Origin of the sequence: Bacillus sp. SRB_331 (assembly GCF_003264175.1) — a bacterium.
GTDB lineage: Bacteria > Bacillota > Bacilli > Bacillales > Bacillaceae_G > Bacillus_A > Bacillus_A mycoides.
Window position 1 is genome coordinate 51,757 of the sequence record NZ_NADV01000018.1, and the last position, 22,620, is coordinate 74,376.

At 35.8% G+C, this 22,620-nt stretch carries 22 protein-coding genes, 2 pseudogenes, 1 riboswitch and 1 other annotated feature; of the genes and pseudogenes, 16 read left to right on the forward strand and 8 right to left on the reverse strand.

What is annotated here, in order from left to right:
- Position 1: 1 nt before the first annotated feature.
- The 3 genes and pseudogenes from B5P42_RS13105 to B5P42_RS32640 all read left to right on the forward strand — a co-directional run bounded on the left by B5P42_RS13105 (position 2) and on the right by B5P42_RS32640 (position 3,798).
- The gene (locus B5P42_RS13105) at positions 2-544 is read left to right on the forward strand and encodes a CGNR zinc finger domain-containing protein (protein ID WP_060750708.1); all 543 of its coding nucleotides are present in this window, start codon (positions 2-4) and stop codon (positions 542-544) included.
- A gap of 41 nt (positions 545-585) precedes the next feature.
- A pseudogene (locus tag B5P42_RS13110) lies at positions 586-1,340 on the forward strand (class I SAM-dependent methyltransferase).
- Positions 1,341-1,487: 147 nt separating this feature from the next.
- Positions 1,488-3,798 (forward strand): annotated as a pseudogene (locus tag B5P42_RS32640) (collagen-like protein).
- An 81-nt stretch (positions 3,799-3,879) separates the two neighbouring features.
- Here the strand turns inward: B5P42_RS32640 and B5P42_RS32000 are convergent.
- Together B5P42_RS32000 and B5P42_RS13120 are read right to left on the reverse strand one after the other, a co-directional pair.
- Positions 3,880-4,023 carry a hypothetical protein gene (locus B5P42_RS32000; protein WP_000945246.1) on the reverse strand — a complete coding sequence of 48 codons (144 nt, stop codon included), beginning with the start codon at positions 4,021-4,023 and terminating at the stop codon, positions 3,880-3,882.
- Positions 4,024-4,120: 97 nt separating this feature from the next.
- Positions 4,121-4,263, reverse strand: a riboswitch (cyclic di-AMP (ydaO/yuaA leader).
- Between the two features lie 28 nt (positions 4,264-4,291).
- Complete coding sequence (locus B5P42_RS13120) at positions 4,292-4,762, reverse strand: GNAT family N-acetyltransferase (protein WP_060750672.1); 471 nt, start codon at positions 4,760-4,762, stop codon at positions 4,292-4,294.
- Positions 4,763-4,993: 231 nt separating this feature from the next.
- Between B5P42_RS13120 and B5P42_RS13125 the strand changes: the two genes are divergently transcribed.
- Together B5P42_RS13125 and B5P42_RS13130 are read left to right on the forward strand one after the other, a co-directional pair.
- On the forward strand, positions 4,994-5,242 hold the full coding sequence (locus B5P42_RS13125; protein WP_060750673.1) for a GlsB/YeaQ/YmgE family stress response membrane protein: 249 nt from the start codon (positions 4,994-4,996) through the stop codon (positions 5,240-5,242).
- 64 nt (positions 5,243-5,306) lie between these two features.
- The gene (locus tag B5P42_RS13130; RefSeq protein ID WP_002033358.1) at positions 5,307-6,428 is read left to right on the forward strand and encodes an AI-2E family transporter; all 1,122 of its coding nucleotides are present in this window, start codon (positions 5,307-5,309) and stop codon (positions 6,426-6,428) included.
- 28 nt (positions 6,429-6,456) lie between these two features.
- On the opposite strand, the gene B5P42_RS13135 is transcribed toward B5P42_RS13130, so the two are convergent.
- Positions 6,457-7,614: a 1-deoxy-D-xylulose-5-phosphate reductoisomerase gene (locus tag B5P42_RS13135; RefSeq protein WP_113734361.1), complete on the reverse strand. Its 1,158-nt coding sequence runs from the start codon at positions 7,612-7,614 to the stop codon at positions 6,457-6,459.
- 135 nt (positions 7,615-7,749) lie between these two features.
- Positions 7,750-7,957 (forward strand) — a binding site (T-box leader).
- Between the two features lie 51 nt (positions 7,958-8,008).
- On the opposite strand from B5P42_RS13135, the gene B5P42_RS13140 reads away from it, so the two are divergent.
- Positions 8,009-9,007, forward strand: coding sequence for a tryptophan--tRNA ligase (locus tag B5P42_RS13140; RefSeq protein WP_113734362.1), 999 nt, complete (start codon positions 8,009-8,011; stop codon positions 9,005-9,007).
- On the opposite strand, the gene B5P42_RS13145 is transcribed toward B5P42_RS13140, so the two are convergent.
- Both B5P42_RS13145 and B5P42_RS13150 read right to left on the reverse strand, forming a co-directional pair.
- Positions 9,004-9,462 carry an NUDIX hydrolase gene (locus B5P42_RS13145; RefSeq protein ID WP_097810179.1) on the reverse strand — a complete coding sequence of 153 codons (459 nt, stop codon included), beginning with the start codon at positions 9,460-9,462 and terminating at the stop codon, positions 9,004-9,006. The two genes, B5P42_RS13140 and B5P42_RS13145, sit on opposite strands and share 4 nt — an antisense overlap.
- Positions 9,463-9,479: 17 nt before the next feature.
- Complete coding sequence (locus B5P42_RS13150) at positions 9,480-10,319, reverse strand: DUF2785 domain-containing protein (protein WP_002013997.1); 840 nt, start codon at positions 10,317-10,319, stop codon at positions 9,480-9,482.
- Between the two features lie 123 nt (positions 10,320-10,442).
- Between B5P42_RS13150 and B5P42_RS13155 the strand changes: the two genes are divergently transcribed.
- From B5P42_RS13155 to B5P42_RS13170, 4 genes are all read left to right on the forward strand, one after another.
- Positions 10,443-11,165, forward strand: a complete 723-nt coding sequence (locus B5P42_RS13155; RefSeq protein ID WP_002033371.1) for a GNAT family N-acetyltransferase — start codon at positions 10,443-10,445, stop codon at positions 11,163-11,165.
- Positions 11,166-11,345: 180 nt separating this feature from the next.
- Positions 11,346-12,374, forward strand: a complete 1,029-nt coding sequence (locus B5P42_RS13160; protein WP_113734363.1) for a tyrosine-protein phosphatase — start codon at positions 11,346-11,348, stop codon at positions 12,372-12,374.
- A 163-nt stretch (positions 12,375-12,537) separates the two neighbouring features.
- Positions 12,538-13,482, forward strand: a complete 945-nt coding sequence (locus B5P42_RS13165) for a phosphotransferase family protein (protein WP_113734364.1) — start codon at positions 12,538-12,540, stop codon at positions 13,480-13,482.
- 48 nt (positions 13,483-13,530) lie between these two features.
- On the forward strand, positions 13,531-14,241 hold the full coding sequence (locus tag B5P42_RS13170) for a YjjG family noncanonical pyrimidine nucleotidase (protein ID WP_113734365.1): 711 nt from the start codon (positions 13,531-13,533) through the stop codon (positions 14,239-14,241).
- A gap of 426 nt (positions 14,242-14,667) precedes the next feature.
- Here the strand turns inward: B5P42_RS13170 and B5P42_RS13175 are convergent, their stop codons facing one another.
- Positions 14,668-15,165: a DinB family protein gene (locus tag B5P42_RS13175; protein WP_113734366.1), complete on the reverse strand. Its 498-nt coding sequence runs from the start codon at positions 15,163-15,165 to the stop codon at positions 14,668-14,670.
- 536 nt (positions 15,166-15,701) lie between these two features.
- On the opposite strand from B5P42_RS13175, the gene B5P42_RS13180 reads away from it, so the two are divergent.
- A complete protein-coding gene (locus B5P42_RS13180) occupies positions 15,702-16,664 on the forward strand; it encodes a tubby C-terminal domain-like protein (protein ID WP_113734367.1) in 963 nt (320 codons plus the stop codon).
- 301 nt (positions 16,665-16,965) lie between these two features.
- Here B5P42_RS13180 and B5P42_RS13185 read toward each other — a convergent pair whose 3' ends face one another.
- Together B5P42_RS13185 and B5P42_RS13190 are read right to left on the reverse strand one after the other, a co-directional pair.
- Positions 16,966-17,166 (reverse strand): helix-turn-helix transcriptional regulator, encoded by a 201-nt coding sequence (locus tag B5P42_RS13185; RefSeq protein ID WP_113734368.1) that lies wholly within the window; start codon positions 17,164-17,166, stop codon positions 16,966-16,968.
- Entirely contained in the window at positions 17,154-17,513 is a 360-nt protein-coding gene (locus B5P42_RS13190) for a DUF2178 domain-containing protein (RefSeq protein WP_113734369.1), read from the reverse strand. The genes B5P42_RS13185 and B5P42_RS13190 overlap by 13 nt, the downstream gene beginning before the upstream one ends.
- Positions 17,514-17,845: 332 nt before the next feature.
- On the opposite strand from B5P42_RS13190, the gene B5P42_RS13195 reads away from it, so the two are divergent.
- From B5P42_RS13195 to B5P42_RS13215, 5 genes are all read left to right on the forward strand, one after another.
- On the forward strand, positions 17,846-18,040 hold the full coding sequence (locus B5P42_RS13195; RefSeq protein WP_002142517.1) for a hypothetical protein: 195 nt from the start codon (positions 17,846-17,848) through the stop codon (positions 18,038-18,040).
- Positions 18,041-18,128: 88 nt separating this feature from the next.
- Positions 18,129-18,854, forward strand: coding sequence for an ABC transporter ATP-binding protein (locus B5P42_RS13200; protein WP_002033261.1), 726 nt, complete (start codon positions 18,129-18,131; stop codon positions 18,852-18,854).
- Positions 18,847-20,511: a putative ABC transporter permease subunit gene (locus tag B5P42_RS13205; RefSeq protein ID WP_002167957.1), complete on the forward strand. Its 1,665-nt coding sequence runs from the start codon at positions 18,847-18,849 to the stop codon at positions 20,509-20,511. Before B5P42_RS13200 ends, B5P42_RS13205 begins: the two co-directional genes overlap by 8 nt.
- 56 nt (positions 20,512-20,567) lie before the next feature.
- On the forward strand, positions 20,568-21,326 hold the full coding sequence (locus B5P42_RS13210) for an SDR family oxidoreductase (protein ID WP_012261288.1): 759 nt from the start codon (positions 20,568-20,570) through the stop codon (positions 21,324-21,326).
- Between the two features lie 336 nt (positions 21,327-21,662).
- Positions 21,663-22,373 (forward strand): hypothetical protein, encoded by a 711-nt coding sequence (locus B5P42_RS13215; RefSeq protein ID WP_113734370.1) that lies wholly within the window; start codon positions 21,663-21,665, stop codon positions 22,371-22,373.
- Positions 22,374-22,620 lie beyond the last annotated feature (247 nt).

A 22,620-nucleotide genomic window follows, 5' to 3' on the forward strand; every position in this document is an offset into this window, starting at 1 on the left:
ATTGAATCAATATGCACCAAATGAATTAGAATATATTCGGGAATTTTTAAATACATGGAAAATACCAAACGATACGAGAGAGCCAATTGATATGCTGCAAACAGAAGAGGATATAAAGCTTTTTATGAAAAAATATTTTCATAAAGAGGTTCCATTTCATACGATAGAGGAATTAAAAAGTTTTCGAGAAGATATTCGGTTAACGGTTGAAGGCGAAGGATCATTGCAAAAGTGGTTAGAGAAATACCCATTTCATGTACATGTAAAGGAAGATATGAAAGGTATTACATACGAGCCTGTGCACGAAGAGAATGTATATACAAAAGTATTAAGCATTGTGTTAATGTCAATTCAAGAAAATTTGTGGGGAAGGTTAAAAGCATGCCCAGATTGTCGCTGGGTATTTTATGATCATTCGCGAAATGGAAGTAAAAGATGGTGCGGTATGTATGCTGGAGAAGCAGGAGGAAGAGCGTGCGGTACGATTGCGAAAGTGAAAAATTACCGGGCGAAGAGAAAAGGGAGATCGGGTTATAATGTGTAATTTATATTAGGGGAAGAAAATTAGATGGGGGAATGTAGGATATGAAAGGTACGCAAATGTTAGCTTTAAATAAAAAGTGTTGGGATACAGTTGCACCATATTTCTTTCAAGTGGATTGTTTACCGAAATATGGCCCGTATACAGCGTCTGAAGATGAGATTCATTTGTTCGATTCAATCAGAAATAAAAAGGTTCTTGATATTGGATGTGGAAGTGGGCATTCGTTGCAATATATGGCAGAAAATGGGGCAGAGGAAGTATGGGGTCTTGATCTTTCAAGTGAACAAATTAAAACAGCGAATGAAACGTTAAAGTGTTGCAATCCAAAGTTAATATGTGGAGCAATGGAAGAGGAAGTGGATATTCCGAAAGGGTATTTTGATATTGTATATTCCATTTATGCATTAGGTTGGACTTCAGATTTAAGAAAAACGTTGGAACTGATTTATTCATATGTAAAGCCAGGAGGAAGTTTTATTTTTAGCTGGGAGCACCCAGTATATTCGAATTTACAGTATGCTACAGAAGAAATTGCTTTAAAGTCTTCTTATCATGAGGAAACTCCTATTACGTTTGAAACATTTAAAGGAGAAAATGTACAAGCGACATTATATAAGAGAAAAATAAGTACATACATAAATGAGTTAAATAGAGTGGGATTACAATTGAGAGAATAGAAGAGCCTGAACCATCTAGCTCATTTGATGAAGAACTAGCTGAGCCGTCTACGAAATATTATTCTTTATATAAAGCTAGAATGGTGCCAACGACTTTTATTATTAAGGTGAGAAAGTAAAGTGCTTTATAAAAAGAAGCCTATCATTTCAAATAAATGAAATGATAGGCTTCTTTATTTTTAAAAAAATGAGGTCAAAGATGTACTTTTCATATAAAAATGCATTTCATATAAAAAGTGTAATTATTTTGGGGAAGGGGGATTGTTGTGCGTCATCATAGAAAGTGCAAAAAATTTGGAGTGGCACTGCCTCTTCCGCTTGAAGGAGCAACTGGCCCTACTGGTAACAGTGGTCCAACAGGTCCAACTGGAGGGCATGAAGGTCCAGTCGGGCCTCCAGGCATCACCGGTCCTACAGGGGCAACGGGTCCACAAGGTCCTCAAGGGATACAAGGAATCCAAGTTCCGCGAGGGACAACAGGAGCACAAGGAATACAAGGTGCCGTTGGTGATACTGGAGCGCAAGGTGTAACAGGTCCAGTTGGTTTGCAAGGTCCTCAAGGATTAATTGGAGAGCAAGGTCCAGTTGGTGATATTGGATTACAAGGACTAGAAGGTATACAAGGGATTACAGGCCCTGCTGGTAGTCGAGGGCTACAAGGTCCCCAAGGAATACAAGGAGAGATAGGAGAGCAAGGACAAACTGGCGCACAAGGAATACAAGGAGAAATGGGGGGGACTGGGATATCAGGTGTAACAGGTCCTCAAGGTCCCCAAGGAGCGCAAGGAATACAAGGAGAGGACGGAACTACAGGCATACAAGGAGAAGAAGGCCCGCAAGGAATACAAGGAATTACTGGAGGGCAAGGACCACAAGGTGATCAAGGGCTACAAGGTGTAACTGGCCCAACTGGTTCTACTGGAATACAAGGACCTCAAGGTATAAGTGGAATAAGGGGGATAACAGGTGTAATAGGTCCTCAAGGTCCACAAGGTGTTCAAGGAATACAAGGAATAAATGGATCCACAGGTTTTCAAGGAGCAAAAGGAGTACGAGGGATAACAGGAGCAACAGGGAGTATTGGTACGCAAGGCCTAGAAGGACCACCGGGTGGTCCGATGGGCACTACTGGTCCAATTGGTCCATCTAGTGGAGTGACTGGTCCATCTGGCCCACCCGGTCCACCTGGGGGACCAACAGGTCCAGCGGGTGAAACTGGTGCACAAGGTGTAACAGGTGTGACTGGTGCAATAGGTATACAAGGAATACAAGGGATAACTGGTCCGAGTGGTCCTCAAGGTGTAATAGGTCCTCGAGGTTCCCAAGGTGTAGTTGGAGCAGTTGGAGTACAAGGTGCACAAAGGTCCACAAGGTAACCAAGGAATAACAGGAGCAACCGGTGTAGAAGGTCCCATAGGTATACAAGGTCCGCAGGGAGAAATCGGTCCAACTGGTGCAGAAGGTCCTAAAGGAATGCAAGGTATACAAGGAGTAACTGGTCCAACAGGAGCACAAGGTATGCAAGGATTACAAGGCATAACTGGTTCCATTGGTACAACAGGAGTAGCTGGAGTACAAGGTCCACAAGGAATACGAGGAGAAACAGGAGCAGCTGGAGCACAAGGTATACAAGGTCTACAAGGAATACGAGGGGAAACAGGAGCAGCTGGAGTACAAGGTCTTCAAGGAGTGCAAGGAATACAAGGGGAAAATGGATTGACTGGCCCACAAGGTGCTCAAGGTATACAAGGAGTTCAAGGAATAACAGGTCAGGCAGGAGCAATTGGTTTGCAAGGGTCTCAAGGAATACAAGGTATAGTAGGCCCAACAGGAGCGCAAGGCTCTCAAGGTATGCAAGGAATACAAGGAATAATAGGTCCGGCAGGTGCACAAGGAATTAGAGGTCCCCAAGGGAATTTAGGAGAAAACGGGATAACAGGTTCTCAAGGAATTCAAGGAGTGCAAGGTCCACAAGGAGTGACCGGATCGACTGGAGCAACTGGATCGACTGGCTCAACAGGTGCGACTGGACCGACAGGGATACAAGGAATAAGAGGAGTAACCGGTGCAACCGGTTCAACCGGAGTAACGGGTCCAACTGGTGCTACAGGTTCAACTGGATCAACCGGTCCAACTGGATCGTCTGCAATATCAACAGGTGGCGGCTATTTCTTTTCTACCTCAACAAGTACAATTGCAGCAAATGCCAATATTCCAATTAATAGTGGGTCTACCGTATATGGAACAGGTGTATCTTTAACTAGTTCCACAACCGTTACCGTATCTACGCCAGGAATATATTTAGTAAGTTATTATTTTCAAGGTGATGCAAGTGCTGGGAATGAGACAGTATCTGTCAGATTACTATTAAATGGAAGTCAATTAACAGGGAGTTTTATACAAAACGTAACGACATCAACTGTAGTAATCGAGCCAGCCATTTCAAATACGCTTCTTGTGAATGTAGCGAGTGCAAATTCAACATTAGTATTACAAAATGGCCCGTTAGGTGTAGGGCATGTGACCACTATAGCAGGTGCGATTACGGCAAGTTTAAATGTGGTGAGGATATTATAAAAAGTATAGGGAATATAAAAAACACAAGGAATGTCTTTATAGACACACCTTGTGTTTTTTAATATTAAATAAACATTTTCTTTATCTTTTCGGTTGAAAAATATGCTGAAAGAAGTATTTGTGATGTAAGTTATCTACAACTTTATTTGCTTGATATGTGCGGTGTTGTTCGAGTCGAAGTCTTTGCTCCATCATTTTTATTGCGTGATCTGATAAACGTAACATTGTACCAGTCTCCTTTTCTATAAATATAGTTTTCTGATTGATATCGATTCCATATTTATAACTAAGGAGGCAAAGTGTGTAACATAGGCAAAAAGCACCTTCCTCTCCCATTACGCTTACGAGGTTAGCTGTCGGACTCGGGAAGTGAGAGTTTCCCTACTTGAAAAAGATTCGCCCCAAGTAGCATAGCTACAAAAATGGTTCCCCCGCTCCAAAATTTGGACTCAGCAAAAGGTTGTATAAAGTAAAAAATAACATAAATAAATAATTAAGTCAAACTATTTTGTTTTTTCTGTCTTTTAAGTTGCGTAAGAATCATGCCATCAGGTAGTGTTGTATCTGTTACTTCAATGAAGCTGTGTTTTTTATATAATGCCAGAGCTGGAGTATTGGCTTTACCTGTTTGTACAATGTATGTCATTGAAGACGAGAACATGTTAAATATATAAAGTAGCAGTTTCGTTGCGATTCCTTTTTGAAAAAAATCGGGCGATACAACTAATCTGTGGATATCGATTAGTTCTTCTTCTTGTATAAAAGAAATAAAGCCGACGAGTTTATTTTCAGAGAAATATCCATAGAATGTTTCATCACAATTTTGAATATCGTTTACAGTATCATATAAACGAGGTATTGCAGTACTGTTTAAAAAGTCTGCTTCAATTTTATAAGCTGGAATTTGAACATTTAAAATGGATGATGCTACTTCATAAGAAGTGGGAAGTAATTTATGAATCATAGATAATAACGCCTCCTTTAAATATGATATATTAATATAATTGATTTGTGGGTAAGTTTGACAATTTTTTTCTTTTTTGCATATAATATATGTATCTCCATACATAAAATGTTCGTAGGTATATTTCTATAGTAGGATATGGTTAGCGTAGATAAATACGTAATCTTATATAAGAGTTTAGCTACTCTTGTATTTGATAATACAAACTATAATAGAAATGAGGGACTAAAAATGGGATGGATTATCACATTAATAGTTGGTGCTATTATAGGTATAATTGCTAGTTCTATAACGGGTAAAAATTTTCCAGCTGGTATGTTTGGAAATATAATTGCTGGTTTACTAGGAGCTTGGTTAGGTAGTAGATTATTTGGATCTTTTGGGCCATCATTTGGTGGGATTCATGTCGTGCCAGCATTATTAGGTGCAATTGTGTTAATTCTTATTGTATCATTTGTAGTAAAAACTGCAAGAAAATAAAGGCTATTACTGATTGTTTTATAAAGCCCTTTTAGGGCTTTTCCTAATTAGAGAGGTGGTACACTTGGAGAAAGTAAATATAAGAAAAAGAGATAAGTTGAAAAAGTTTTTTAAAGAACAAAATTATTTAGCTGTACTACTTGGATTCGCGTTGCTGTTTGTAAATATATTATTACTTACAAAAATATCATTCGTCTTTACACCGTTCGTCGTATTTTTAAAAACAATCTTTTTCCCAGTATTATTAGCGGGAGTACTATTTTATATATTGCATCCATTCGTTTCTCTTTTAGAAAGAAAAGGTGTGTCGAGAATTGTGTCGATTGCCTCGATATATATAATTGTTCTTGGATTATTTGTTTTTCTTGCGGTCACGGTTATTCCAATTATTAAAGATCAAGTAAATGCTTTAATAGATAACTTGCCATATTTCGGGCATGAAATCGAAAGGGCAGCACGTAAATTTGGAGAAAGTAATGTAATTGGTAGAATGCAGGAAAGTTTAAATATTGATTTTGCTAATATCGTAAAAGATTCTACAATGAACTTTACAAAATCATTATCATCAGTAACAGGAAATGTAACTGGATTTTTAAGTACAATTACTGAAGTTGTTTTAACATTTGTAATGGTTCCGTTTATTTTGTTCTATCTTTTAAAAGATGGTGAGCAATTACCGAATCATTTTTTAAAGTTTATATCTGAGCAAAGACAACCAGCTGCGAAGAGAATACTAGATGATATGCATTATGCGATTAGTTCGTATATTAGAGGCCAAATTATTGTTAGTTTATTTATCGGTATTATGCTATTAATCGGTTATCTTATTATTGGTATTAAATATGCGGTACTACTTGCTATTTTAGCGATGATTGTAAATATCGTTCCGTACGTAGGACCAATCATTGCAATTACACCAGCTTTAATTATCGCATTTATCGACTCGCCATCAATGGTGTTAAAAGTAATTATCGTTATGATGATTGTACAATTAGCAGAAGGTAAATTTATTTCTCCGCAAGTCATGGGGAAAAAGTTAGATATTCACCCGATTACTATTATATTTATCATTTTAACTGCGGGAAATTTATTTGGAATTATGGGGATTATTTTAGCAATTCCAGGGTATGCGATATTAAAAGTTTTAGTTACGCACGGTTATAGATTTGTGAAGTTGAATACGTGAAAAAAGAGCTAAAACAGAGAAACCTGTTTTAGCTCTTTTTCATTAACAATTGATTTGCGTATTGGCGTGCCCATTGATCAGCTTCTAATATATCATCGAGTGAAGGATCTTTTACGTTATGATGAGCTTCAACTGTATTGTAAATTGTTTTTTCGATATCGAAAAATGCAATTTCATTTTTAAGAAATAGTGCATTTGCAATTTCGTTCGCTGCATTTAATACGGCTGGAGTTGTACCGCCAATTTTTCCACATTCAAATGCATATTGTAGACAGGGGAACTTCTCTAAATTTGGTTTTTCAAAATGCAAACTACCAATTTCTAATAAATTTAATCTTTCATAGGATGAAGGTAGTCGAGTAGGGTAGTGAAACGCATATTGAATCGGCATTCTCATATCAGGAGCACCGAGCTGTGCCATGACTGATCCATCAATAAATTCCACTAAAGAGTGGATGATACTTTCTTTATGAATCATAACATCAATTTTTTCATAAGGAATATCGAATAGCCACTTAGCTTCCATCACTTCAAACCCTTTATTCATTAACGTGGCAGAATCTATCGTTAGTTTTGCGCCCATTAACCAGTTTGGGTGTTTTAAAGCATCCTTCGCTTGTAATGTTTTCATTTCTTCACGTGTTTTATCACGAAAAGCGCCGCCAGAAGCTGTAACAATTAATTTTTCGATTTCCTTATTATTTTCCCCATTTAAACATTGGAAAATGGCTGAATGTTCACTATCAACTGGAATTAGGCGGCATCCGTTTTGTTTCGCTAGTTCGGTGACAATATGTCCAGCTGCAACTAAAGTTTCTTTGTTAGCGATAGCGATATCTTTCTTCGCCTTTAATGCTTCAATTGTTGGGAGTAAACCTGAAACACCGACAACTGAACTTAATACAAGATTTGTATCAGGATGGGTAGATACTTCAATTAAACCATCAGTTCCATATGTAATTTTTGTATTTGTTGAAATACGAGAACGTAATGTATCCGCTAATTCTTTTGTCGCTACGCTTACAATACGAGGCTGAAACGATTCGATTTGTTTTTCGAGAAGATCGATATTATAATTCGCGGTTAAACCGACGATTTTAAAATGTTCAGGATGAGCGGAAACGACATCTAATGCAGATGTGCCAATGGATCCTGTTGAACCTAAAATGGATATATATTTTACCATGAAAAAACCTCCAAAGTTGTTTCGAGTATTTCTGCAAACCTATATATTATTAGACAATCAAGGTGGAAATTCCTGCTATATAAAACAGAAAATTAGGGTTTAATTGGAAAGGGAATGTGATAAACTGTAAAAAACGAAAAAGCAATGAAAGAGAAGAGTACATGTTCAAAACTTTTCAGAGAGCTGATATGTGGTGGGAATCAGTAAGGGATGAATATGGAATGGGCTCTGGAGCTTCTAACTGAAATGAGTAGGTAAAGACGGTTACTTCACGTTATCGAAGTATGAAGTGAGCTAATGATAGCTAATAAAGGTGGTACCGCGGGAGTCTCTCGTCCTTTTTTAAGGATGAGAGGCTCTTTTTGTTTTTTATTTTGAGAAAGGAGGAGTTAGTATGAGTGGGAAAATAATGTTAACAGGAATTAAGCCGACAGGTTATCCGCATTTAGGAAATTATATTGGTGCAATTAAACCTGCATTGCAAATGTCAAAAAATAATGAAGGAAAAGCATTGTACTTTATAGCTGATTATCATGCGTTAAATGCTGTGCATGATCCAGCAAAGTTCAGTAGTTATACGAAAGAGGTAGCAGCTACTTGGTTATCACTTGGACTTAGCGAAGACGTTATTTTTTACCGACAAACGGAAGTGCCGGAAATTCTAGAATTAGCTTGGATATTAGCTTGTCTAACTCCGAAAGGGCTTATGAACCGTGCCCATGCGTATAAAGCGAAGGTAGAGCAAAATAAAGAAGCGGGATTAGAAATTGATGCAGGTGTGAATATGGGATTATATACGTATCCGATTTTAATGGCAGCTGACATATTACTATTTCAAGCTACTCATGTACCAGTTGGAAAAGACCAAATTCAGCATATTGAAATTACGCGTGATATTGCGGCGTACTTTAATCATACATTCGGCACGACATTTACACTTCCGGAGTATGTCATACAAGAAGAAGGTGCAATATTACCTGGTCTTGATGGAAGAAAGATGAGTAAAAGTTATGGGAATGTTATCCCGTTATTTGCAGAGCAAGAAAAGCTACGAAAGTTAATATTTAAAATCAAAACAGATTCTTCACTTCCGAATGAACTGAAAGAGCTAGAAACGTTATTTACGATATATAAAGAATTTGCGGCAGAAGATGAAATGCAGTCAATGCGTGAAAAGTATGAAACTGGCATTGGATGGGGCGATGTGAAAAAAGAGTTGTTTCGCGTTGTAGAACGTGAATTAGCCGGACCTCGTGAGAAATATGAGATGTATATGAATGAGCCGCATTTATTATATGAAGCGTTAGAGAGAGGTGCTGAGAGGGCACGAGCTATCGCAAAGGTAAATTTAGCAGAAATAAAAAAACGGATTGGATTTGAGAGGGAACGTTAAGCGTTCCCTTGTTTTTGCTGGTAATCTGTAATAATCCTATCAATAACAGGAGGGAGATTACTAGGTAATTCATCAAGTGAAAAGAAGCGCAGTTCTTTCGATTCCGTTTGATCGCATACAAGCTCACCGTGGAATTCTCGGCAAATATAAACAGCGAGTACACCGTGTACTTGATCGCCGTTTGGATAGATTTGAAAGAAATCAGGTCCTGAGTATGTACGGAGTAGTTCTGGATTTTTAATGATAAGTCCAGTTTCTTCATATACTTCTCGTTGTAAAGCGTCTTCTAACGTTTCGTTATATTCTAAGGCGCCACCAATAATACCCCAGCGGTTAAAATCTGTACGGAGCTGCAGTAATATTTCATTTTTCTCATTTAATATAATGGCGTGTGATCCGATTAAAATGAGTGGATGATTTCCTACTAGATTTCTCATGTCTTCAATATAGCCCATAATTCTTCTCCTTATATTTAGTAATAATTAGGCAGTTCTTTTAACATTTTTTCTGTTTTACGTGCTGTAAATGCTAAGTTATGATCATCTTTTGTTCTAAAAAATAATGTGCGTAAAAAGATTTTAATGTTTGCGCATAAAATACAATACTCATTAAGGGAAAGGCGTTTTCTAATTTGAGGAAGCCTTTTTATTTTTTTATAAATAATTGAAATTAACTCATCTTGCGGAAAGTCATGATATAGCATAGATAGTAACGGTGTAACAATTCGTTCATCTTCATTATTATGAAAAAGATCCGATGGGATGAAAATTTTATTTAATAAACAATGAATTAATTCCTCGTACCATTCAAAGGTCGTATAGGAATTGTGAACAATTTCAGAAAAGGCATCAGATACGTGGGCAAGACAATGAGCCCATCCTTTATTTTCAATATAGCCTCGAAAATCCATTTCTAAGTTTGTGTATGTAATGAGTTTGTTTTTTATTTCTTCGATATCCTCTTCTGTAAAAAAGTAGTGCGAGTTAGCGAATTGGAGTATTAATGCAAGTAACGAAACAGTATAAGAACGTGTGAAAACCCCATCTGTAAGTGGGGAGTGAATGTCACAATATAAATACTCATCACTTAAACAAGTTTGTAGAAGTAATTTCAACTGATCATCCATAAGGAATTCATGATGAATGAAATGTGCAAAACATTTATATATAAGTTGGTAACGAACGTAACTATCAGTTGTTCCGATATACTGAAGCATATTGAGCGTTAACTCATTAATATCTATATGTTGCAGTTGCGTATAGTCATTTTGTTGTATAAGCTCTAACTGTTGTTGCAATGCTGTAATATCCAATGGAGAACCTCCTCCGCACTTTAAAGATGCGATGTTTTCTAGTATTCTATATATTCAAGGACAATCCTGCTCATGCAAGGAGAACAAGTAGAAATTCGAGTATGACATAGATGAGGGAAGTATATGATGACTATAGAACAGTTAGAAAAACATTTTAAAATAAGAAAAAATGCTTCTTCTATAATGATAAAAGAAAATGATGCAGAGGTTTTTACAGAAGAGCAATTAGAAGAGATAATGCAATATTGCGTTGCTGAAGCTGAAAAAGATGGAATAGAAGAATTGCAATTTGAGATTTCTTCAAAAAGCCCAAATTATGATGTGTATAAGAAATGTTTCGAAACGTATTCATTTGAATATATTACTGAAAACATGATTGTATTTAAGGATATATATGAAGTAGAAGATATAGAAAGTGAAATTGATTTTAAGCTTATTGAAGAGATAGGCGAAGCCGCTTTTTATTCACTGTGGAATGAAGTGACGGGAGAACAAATCGATTATGATCAATTTGTAAATACGATGCTACAAGAAATAGGTGGGCAATGGAAAGAACATTGTTTAACAGCAAGTATCGATGAAGAGCCAATAGGAATTGTAATCCCGCATATTGAAAGAGGTACGTTAGAAGAAGGAAAACTTATGTATTTCGCAGTCGCTCCAAATATGCGAAATAAAGGGTATGAAGCAGCATTCTTTACAGGGGCAATGTTTGTCTTAAAAGAAATAGGCGCATCTTATTATATTGGCGAGACAAATGTACAAAACGAGTGGATGAAGGATGTCTTTGAAAAGAACGGATGTCAGCAGCTGAGCTCTACTGAGCGATATGTGAGAAGGTTTTAGAAGGATGGATGGCTTACTCTCTCGAACTCATTTAGCGGGAATCCATGTACAAATTTTGAACAAGTAAAAGAACTTTTTGCATGTTTGTAAGATAAAAAGAAAAATCGAAACGACAAAGTAAGCTTTCCTATAATACAATAGAGAAGGATTAGACTATAAGAAGAAAGCGTTGGTGAAAGTATGAAGCAGCAAAGAAATTGGCTACAAGCAACTGTAGAACGAAATGAAGATAATACGTTACATATAAAGTGGGAAAATAATATAGAAGAAGTTCGTATTTATTGGAGTACTTCACCAGATCATATTGAAGAAAATGGAGAATTACTTGTAACAGTAAGTGGGGATGCATGTACAATTGAAAACCCGAGTGAAAATGAGCGTCCATATTTTAGATTAGTAGGAAGTAATGGACAAGCAGTCACAGTAGCTGAGCGTAGATTGCCATTACAAGGAGCGTTTAACTTCCGTGATATGGGAGGATATGAAACGACTGAAGGCTGTAAAGTAAAATGGGGCAAGTTGTACCGTTCTGAAGAATTAGCAGGATTAACAGAATGGGATATCGAGTATTTACAGAAGTCGGGCTTAAAGTTAATTTGTGATTACCGTACAGATTTTGAAGTGAAACATAAGCCGAATCCAGGCATTACAGGTGCTCGCCAAGTATGCTTACCAGTAATGCAAGAATTAGCGAAAGATTTAAATATAAATGAATTTTTCCAAGTTGGTGACCTTTCTATGTTAGGGAAACCAGGCGAGTATCTTGTGAAAATGAATCAAGATTTCGTAAGTGGTAATGAAGCATTCGTGAGCTTCTTAAAACTGGCGCAAAACCCGGAAAACTTACCGTTAGTAAACCACTGTACAGCTGGAAAAGACCGTACAGGATTTGGCTCAGCATTATTATTACTTTTACTAGGTGTACCGGAAAAAACAGTAATGGAAGACTACTTACTAAGTAACGGTTTCCGTGAAAAGTTAAATGAAAAAATGATGGCATTTTTAGGCGCAAAATTACAGAACGACGAAAGTAGAGCAATATTAGGTGCGATGTTTGAAGCTCGTGCTGAATATTTACAAGCTGCGATTGATGAAGTTAAAAAGCAATATGGATCAGTTGAAGTATACGCTGAAAAAGCTCTTGGCTATACGAAGGAATCGTTAGAGGAAATGAAAGTGTTATTGCTAGAAGATAAAGTGAAACTTTAATCAGTGTGGGGGGGCATCCCCACTGATTATTAGCCTTCACCAATCGGACTGCCCGTTAATGCGGGATAAATAATGAGGAGGGAGGCTGATTGGATTAGCCTCCTTTTATTATTGTTGCTATAATTTTGTTTATGAGGATTGTTGTGCACCGGGGAGAAAATGGATGAAAAGAACTTACGAATCGGGGGATAAAATGATTCATACACGTTTAAAAGCAGAGGGGTTAAGAGGAAAGCTAGCAACAATACTAAGTCAAGATTATAAGGAACTAGCTGTTCAGGATTTAAAGGTGATTGGAACGGGAGTGCAAAATATTGTTTTTCGCGGAGATTCAGAAAAGGGAGCTTTAGCTTTTCGAGTGCCGTGGGAAAGAGAAGTAGAAAATATAAATGAAGATTTATTTAATAGTCGGATTTCATTGCAAAAGGAAACAGAGCTTTCTAAGTTTTGTTATTCAAAAGGTATTCCAGTGCCAAAGATACATGGATTGCATCTTTCTGCCGAACTTGATTTTTTAATATCGGATTATGTATCTACTGATCATATGCCAATTTCTGCATGTAAAATAGGGAAGTTAGTTAGTGAGCTTCATAGTATACCAATCGATGGTTTACAATATGAGCAGAACATTAGAGAGCCGATTAGTAAGTATATAGCGGAACGCATTGTGAAACGGATAGAAGGTTTTAATACAATTACGAACTGTGGAATTAAACTTCCAGAGACAAAAACAATTGAACATATTCTTAGTACAGCTGATCATATAAAGAGTTTATTGCATATGGACATTCGACCAGCCAATTTAATTGGATATAATGGAGAAATTAAAGCGATAGTGGATTGGGATAACGCTCTAATTGGTCATCCATTATTGGAGCTTATGAGAATAGCTGAAACGAATGAGGTGAATTGGGACGAATTTGAAGAGGGATATAAGAATGATAGTATCTTTAACGCTCCCCCGCATATTGTTAGTTTATTTTATAGGTTAGATACAGCAGTCATGCTTGCAAACTTATTTATAGCACATTTGAAAATAGAAGATAAAGGTGTATTCTATAAAGAGCGGGTTAAAGCACTTTATAATGAAATATATATAAGCTTATAATTAAGCTATGAGAATGAAGTTTTTAAATTAAGAATTGAGGCGAACATCATGAAATACAAAGTAATACTATTCGACGTAGACGATACATTATTAGATTTCCCTGAAACAGAAAGAAACGCATTACATAACGCGTTTGTACAATTTGGCATGCCTACAGGATATAATGATTATCTTGCAAGTTATAAAGAGATTAGTAATGGATTATGGAGAGATTTAGAGAATAAAATGATTACGCTAAGTGAATTAGCGGTAGATCGATTTAGACAATTATTTGCTCTTCATAATATAGAAGTAGACACGCAGCATTTTAGTGACGTATACCTTGAAAACTTAGGAAAAGAAGTACATCTTATAGATGGTGCAGTGAAACTATGTGAGAATCTTCAAGATTGTAAGTTAGGTATAATTACGAATGGATACACTAAGGTACAGCAATCTAGAATTGGAAATTCGCCTTTATGTAACTTCTTTGATCATATTATTATTTCTGAAGAAGTCGGCCATCAAAAACCAGCGCGTGAGATTTTTGATTATGCTTTTGAGAAGTTTGGGATTACTGATAAATCAAGTGTACTAATGGTTGGAGATTCGCTAACTTCTGATATGAAAGGCGGAGAAGATTACGGTATTGATACGTGTTGGTATAATCCGAGTCTGAAAGAAAATACGGCAGGCGTTAAGCCGACCTATGAAGTGGAGAACCTGCTACAAATTTTAGAAATTGCGGAAGTGGCGGAAGAAAAGGTAGCTTCATTTTAATAGAGTTAAGATTTTTCGATTAGTTGATATATATTAAGTTACGGTAGATATATTTGAAAAATCGTTCATATAAGTTCATATACTATGATATGGAACAAAAAAAGATGGTACCAAGTCAAAATAATTTTACTGAAAGAAAACAGAAATAACACTAAATAATATATTTAGCTGTTTGTAATTGGTCATTACAAACAGCTAAAAAAAACGATTGCCTCTTAGGATCCAAGCAATCGTTTTTTTATTTTTTTCGGAGATGAAATTTGTATTTTTATACCCTATCTCCATCAAGTTTAAAAAATGTTTGTTCCCCAGTAATGAAAAAAATGAATTTAATTCTCATAAATAACTGTAAAGTGGTAAAAATTTCGTTTTGGGTGTAATTTAAAATCTTAAGTTAATGGGCATGGGGTGGAACCCTTTCCTTGTTTAGACCGGATATCCGCCTGTTGGCGGTGGCCAAGCACTAAATAATCTGCGAATCAGCACAATTTCTCCTAAATGGTAGGAGTTATGAGATGCAATATTCCGTAGAACACCGCCAGGGGTTTCACCAGGCCATTCCTCCAATGTTTTGTCCAATTGAACAGTTTGGGCGATCGTGCATGCCTGTTCAATCCCTTGAAGAAAATACTGAATAATCTGTTGCCACTCTTCCTCACTGCCAGGGCATTCTTCTTCAGGCCAGCTCTCTTTTACATGGGCAGGCAATGCAGGCTTCTTCCCCTGAGCGGATAATAAGAGAAAATCTTGCCAATAGGTCATGTGTTTCACTAATTGATAAATAGAATAAGGCAGTTCCTCTCTGCGTTTTCCCGCAAGCGCCACGTCTATATCCGATAAAGCATTCTTGATGGGAAGATGTCCTCGTTCTCCTATTAATGATTTTACTAATGCCTGGCTAAACGCTTTATTTGATTGCTCCATAATAACTGACTCCCATCCTGTTTTATTTTCTAATTTGCTGATTTTATGATTCCGTCTTTTTTATATGTACTAAATAAATTATAGAAGCTTTACGACTATTAAGAGAAAGTAAAATAAGGCAAGAATCACTGACTTCTTAACGTACAGGAAATCGTAGGTTTTTATTTGATTAGTACCTTAATGTACAATTGTATTAACAGATAAATCAAAGGTTCGAATGACAACATTCAGGTCTGCGTTAATGTCAGCCACTTTTGATTTTAGCTTTTCCGATCCCTCCTGAATTTTATCCAATTGATTTTATTGTGAATGAACTATGAGTTGATTATAATAATTAGAGTGAACTCTAAGTCAAGAAAAAAATAATAAAAGGATAGTTATTCTATTATGAGGGAGTTCGCGAAGCAAAAATAGCGCTACTATACTAAGGTCTTTCACGTGTTATAATGCGATAATTAAATATTTATATATACATAGTTTCTCAGAGTGATGCGATGTCATGTATGAGCTGTGTAACAACTAGAGGTGAGTGAAGGATGTTAACGTTTTTATTTGAGTTAGACAAGGCTATCCCGCAGAAGGATGAGCCACGGTATGCCGCTTATGCAAATGGCTTTATTGAAGGGGATTTAACAATTCGCGTGAGTGACAGCGTATTTTTTCAGAGGTCATGCATGAAGGTTGCAGAGCTTGGCATTTATTTAGGACAGTGGATGGAACAAGTGCAACATGGGCAGAAAGAACAATTGAATTATGAAACGAGTGACCGTGAGGAAGTAATTCTCGGATTCGTATATGAAGAGGAAGATCAGTGGAGAGTTTTTTCCAGTTGGCAGCAATTTGAACTTCAAGAGCGTATATCAACTACAACATTAGTAGAGAGCGTTCAACACTATTTATATGAGCTAAATAAGGAACTGCGCGCGATAGGATATCCTGTGACGTTTGATCAGTACTTAAGAGGAGAGCGAATGATGCAGCTTTCTTATAAACGACTGTGTGATAGTAAAGCGGATACGACTTTGATAGAGGTTTACAATGGAAGCGAAGGAGTAGGCGCAGTACGGGGCTATTATAAAAATACGTTGATGAAAGTGCTAGACTTCATTCCGAAAGTCGGTAGTAATATCATTTATGAAATAAAGGATAGTAAGAACAATATTCGCGTCATTGCAAAGGATGTAAGTAGGCAGCGTCAAAGAAGGATTTTAGTAACGTACATCGATAATAATGATGCAGAGCATGAAATACTTGTATGTGACGGAAAGTTATTAGATGCAAATTTCTTATTTACTTTTACATATAAGACAGAAGAATATGTTGTTCACAAAACTTCAATTGGGCTTGGAAAATTATTACGAAACGGCTATGTAATCGCAGATTGGAATATTCGTCTTGAGGAAGATATGTATTATATCGAGATGGATGTATATGATGAGGATTATATAGAGGATCAATACTTACTGTTAGGTGTATTTCATGCTGTTTTGTATGGGTGATAAAGTGAAACTTTAATCAGTGGGGGTCTTATTGCCCGTAAATAGTGGGATAAATGAGAAGTACCGGTATTCTTCATGGAAAGAATACTGGTATTTTTTATTTGGTTCTGGAAAAAGTACGGTATTTTCGTTGCAACATACTGGTCGCTTTGATGAATGTAGTGATAAAAACCATAAAAAATAGGCGTATCAAGCAAAGTGTTGATACACCTTAAAACTACATTGTTAAACAACATGCGTCGTCTAGTATATCTTTAATTACTTTAGATTCAGTATTATATATTAAACTTGGTGCCCTTTATTAATCCTCAAAAATAAAAACCTCATCAATCGTACTATGAAGTGCTCTCGCTATATCATGAGCAAGCTGTAAAGAAGGGTTATACTTTCCTTTTTCAAGGTGGCTAATCGTTTCACGACGTACACCAACGCTTTTCGCTAAATCTTCCTGCGTCATATGCACTTTGGCGCGGTATTCTTTTATCTTCGTTACGAACGCCATGGTGCATCTTCCATTTCATCAACTGGTTTATCGTAAAAGAAGATAGAGAATCCGAATGTAAGAATGAGTGTGCTGAAAATAAGAGCAATATCAATCTCTTGTAGTGTAGGATTCGGAAATAACATTTCAATAAAGATAATGATAGCTGTTGTTAATATTGTAATAATGAATGCATTTCGGCACGATTTATTGACAATTTGTTCAAAAAGCTCATCGTGATGAACTTTTCTATACGTCGTGAAAAAGGAGAAGAAACAGAACATAGGAAACAATCCTTTTTCATAAAAAAATCCGAGAAACCCAAAGAAACCGAAAAATCCTAAATATTTTATCCAAGTCGTTTTCATGATAGATTCTCCTTTCGATGTTAGAAATAAAGTGAAACTTTAATCAGTGGGGGGGGGTTCTTCCCCCACTGATTATTAGCCTTTACCAATCGGGCGTTTACGGGCAGCCCGACTCCTACCTAACTTCTTTGCTCCAGCCGAATTTTGAGGTGGGAGTCTTACTGCCAGTTAATGCGGGATAAATCACTATATGTTATAAATATATCACATATGGAAATTCATAGTAATAATAGTTTTGCGATTTATTTCATAATAATAGTAAAAAAGGTTAAATATTCTGTAAAATAAAAAGGGAAATATCGTAAAATGGATGTAAGGAGGGGGAGGACGAAATGTTAACTGGGATAATGATCGTTATATTACTTGTAGTTATTACTGTAATTGGAACGGTGTTAATTGGGCGAAATGGTGATGCGAATTATAGTAAAGCGACAAAAGGAAATATTAAACGACTTACGATGATTTATATAATACTAGCTGTTGTTTTAATTGTTGGATTAGGAGTTTATATTTATTTTAAAGGTTAAAAAAACTGAAAAATGTAAAAATCTAAAAATATAAGTATGCTATAATGTTAATATAGTTAATTGGTAATTAAGGAAAGGATTGGATGTAATGATCGAAATTTTGAATGTGTCAAAAAGTTATAATGGATCTACCTATGCAGTAAAAGATTTAAGTTTATCTGTACCGAGCGGAGAAATTTTTGGGTTTTTAGGACCGAATGGTGCGGGTAAATCAACGACAATTAAGATGATTACTGGTATTCATGGGGTGGACAAAGGAACCATTACAATCAACGGTAAAGATATTATGAAAAATCCGATGGAAGCGAAGAAAACATTTGGCTATGTTCCAGATAGCCCGGATATGTTTTTACGATTAAAAGGGATTGAATATTTAAACTTTATGGCTGATATGTATGAAGTACCGAAGGAAGTAAGACAAGAACGAATAGAGTCATTAGCGAAGAAGTTTGATCTGTACAATGCTTTATCTGATCAAATTCAAAGTTATTCACACGGTATGAGACAAAAGATTGTTATTATAGGTGTGCTCGTACATGAACCAGATGTGTGGATTTTAGATGAACCGTTAACAGGTCTTGATCCGAAATCTGCATATATTTTAAAAGAAATGATGAGAGAACATGCTGATAAAGGGAAGATTGTATTTTTCTCGACACACGTATTAGAAGTAGCTGAAAAAATATGTGACCGCGTCGCGATTATTAATAAGGGAAATCTTCAGTTTAAAGGGAATTTAAATGAAATGAGAGATCATTTTGAATCCAATGAATCACTTGAAAAAATGTTCTTGGAGATGACGGGCAATGAGTAAAATTTGGACGTTAACGAAAGTATTATTGAAATTAAATTATGCAGATTTCATAACAGATAAAAAGAAAAGATGGGCGTATTTATTTTCATTTGCAGCCATTTTATTTGTAGGTTTTTTAATATTCGGTTCGATGACCCATGGAATATATGAAGGAATGATACACCTCGGACAGGATCCAGGAATTGTTATTGCGATGGGATTAGCAGTTGCTAGTATATGGGTATTTTTGATGAGTATTATGAACATTTTAACAGTGTTTTACTATAGTAATGATGTTGAAATGTTGCTACCGTTACCGTTAAAACCAGCGCAAATTATTTCGGCAAAGTTCTTTACAGTGTTAATTACACAATACGTAATGAGCTCGTTTATTTTATTGCCTATCTTTATTACTTACGGTTTAAAGAGTGGTGCTTTCATTACATATTACATTTATATGATTGTCATTTACTTATTCTTCCCGATCATTCCGCTAGTTTTAGCTTCGTTAATTATGACAATTATTATGAGGTATACGAATATAGCGAAAAATAAAGATCGAGGAAGTATATTTATTGGAATCGTAAGTATACTATTTATCGTCGGAATCAATGTATTTATGCAATGGAGAAATAAAAGTGCAGTATCTGGAGCTGGAGATTCAGTTGCGAATTATCTTACAAATAATCAATCCTCCCTTTTCATACAAATGACAAATTATTTTCCAACTACATATTTTGGTGCAATGGGATTAGTAGAAAATGCATCGTGGAAGGGAATATTATACGTACTAATATACATTCTTATTTCTATCGCATTTTTCGGTTTGTTTTATTACATTGCAGAGCGTACATATTTAAAAGGGGTTATTGGACTTTCAACGAGTACAGCAAAAAAAGAGGTAATTTCAGCAGAAGGTTTACAGAAATCAACAGTACAAAGTTCTCATTTAAAAGCATATGTGAAAAAAGAATTTAAAACGTTATTCCGTACGCCACAATTTTTCTTAAATTGTATTGTGCAAACTTTCGTTATGCCAATTATGCTGTTCTTTGTTTTGTTTGTACAAGATGGAAATTTAAAATGGATTACAGGGTATATTGATAATCCAGAATCAGCAGGTTTCGCAATTGGTGTTGGCCTTTGTGCATCCTTATTTTTAATGGGGAGTAACGTTATTGCAACAACCTCATTCTCACGAGATGGAAGCTCTTGGTTTGTGAATCGTTACTTACCAGTAAAGGCTTCGGATATCTTTTTTGCGAAAGCGATAACGGCCTGGTTAATTAATGTAGTCATTTTAGGAGTATTCGGTATTACAATGGCATTTGTAGCAGGTATTTCGCCAGTCTTCATGATACTTTGGTTCTTACTAAGTGCGAACGGTTTATTGTTAATTAATTTAATCGGTACACGCTGGGATGCACAAACTGCAGATATTCATTGGGATACAGAACAGAAATTATTTAAAAGTCGATATACAACTTTGTGGAATTTTTTAGCTAATATTTTAATAGCTTTAGTTATTGTAGCAGGTGTAAGTGTATTATACTTCTTCCTTCAAGTAGGACTTTGGATTATGTTTATCGTTTTATTTGTAATGTTTACGATTGTAAATTATATCTTTATTAAAATTTTAAAATTAGGCGCTGAGCGTATATTGTCAAATATTAATTAAAAAGGTAGATCCTCTGTATTCGTGCAGGGGATTTATCCATAGATGGAGGAGAAAAGGTGAAGAAAATAGCAATTGTAACAGGGGCAACTCGTCTGAATGGAATTGGTGCAGCTGTATGCAAGGTGCTTGCTCAAAATGGGATAGACATTTTTTTCACGTACTGGCCTCGGTATGATAAAGCGATGCCATGGGGAATGAATGATCAAGAGCCCTTTTTGTTGAAAAAGGAAATTGAAAGTTACGGCGTTCGATGTGAAATGGCAGAAATAAACTTATCGCAGTCTTATTCGCCTAATCGTGTATTGTATATGGTATCAGAACGTTTAGGGGATCCATCTATTCTTATTAATAATGCGGCGTATTCTACTCCTACGAAAATTGAAGAGTTAGATGTAGAACAGCTAGATAAACATTATACGGTTAATGTTCGTGCTCCTATGCTATTAAGTTCATTATTTATTAAACATTTTTCACTTAAAACGAGTGGAAGTATTATAAATCTTACTTCCGGGCAGTCATTAGGCCCGATGCCAGATGAACTAGCATACGTAGCAACGAAAGGAGCAATAGAAGCATTTACAAAGTCAGTTGCACCAGTAGCTATGAAGAAGGGGATTACAGTCAATGCTGTTGATCCAGGACCAACGAATACAGGATGGATTACAGAGGAATTACAGCATCATTTAGTATGGAAATTCCCGCAAGGAAGAGTTGGAGAACCGGTGGATGCGGCACGCTTAATTGCTTTTTTAGTAAGTGAAGAAGCGAAGTGGGTTACTGGGCAAGTCATTCATTCGAACGGTGGTTATTCATAAAAATATTATGTTAACAAGTGTTGAGAAATAAAAAAATTAGTAATTATTTTGTTTTTTGTATAAATAAAATGTCAAGAAAGATAAAAAATTGATAGGGGAGTATGTTGTCATTTGTAGATTGTAAATCTTCATGTGACAACATACTCTTTTTCTTTTGCTACAGAGGAGGAAAATGTAGTAGAAAAAACTCGAATATTAAAATAAATTTATCGTTTTTTGTACGTATTATTATGAAGATTACTGTCGGAAAGATGGTGATTCGTATGAAAAGGGATTTTTTAAGGGGAAATAGAATCGTAAAGAGAAGGATAAAATTGTAAACATAGGGGGATTTTTATGAAAATGAAAAAGGTCGCTATCGCATCAGTAGCAATTGGTACAATGCTTTCAATGGCAGCTTGTAGTACCTTCACAGATAAAGATGAAGCGAGGAAGGATCAGGTAACTGCACAAAATGAAGAGCAATCAAAAACGACAAGTGCAGATGAAGCGTCAAAAACAACGAAAGATACTGAAAAAGACACAAATACTTCTTCGAATGAAAAAACAGATAAGGATGCAAAAAATACAAAGGAATCATCAGGAACAGAAAGTAACGGCAAAACGTCAACTCAAAACCAAAATGGAAAAACGACAGATAAAGAAACGACAGGAAAAACGAAGGATCAAACTACTAGCGGAAAAACAACAGATCAAAGCACAAGTACAAACAATAACGGAAAGACAACGAAAGATCCGAAGAAAAACGTCGCTGTGAAAGCAAATGTAAAAGAAGTGGTTACATTAATTGAAAGCCTAGATAAGCAATTAGCTGCAAATCCTAAATTAGAAACAGTAAATAAACTTGGAAAACAAATTAATGAGAAGTGGGATGTAATTGAAAAAGATATAGAAGCATCACATCCAACTGAATACAAAACAATTGAACAAAGTTTGTATCCATTAATTATAAGAGCGGAGAAAGAAAATATCGATATTAATAAAATGAAGTCATTAACGACGAAAACGAAAAAAGATTTAAATCAGTTATTGACGAAGCTTTCATAGTTTCAAAAGCCTACTCGTGTGAGTAGGCTTTCTTAGTTTGTTGTACATTCTCGTTGGGTGTTAAGAAATAAAGACTTCATTTAAAAGGAACATCACAATGATAAAAACGAGTGATAACTATTAAAGATATTTTTTGATAGGAAGTCATATAAAACGCTCCCTTGTATTTATATTTGCAATTTAGTAGTTTTTAAAGTTCATTATTCTCTACAAAAATTTCATTTTGTAGAAAAGGAGAATGAATTGA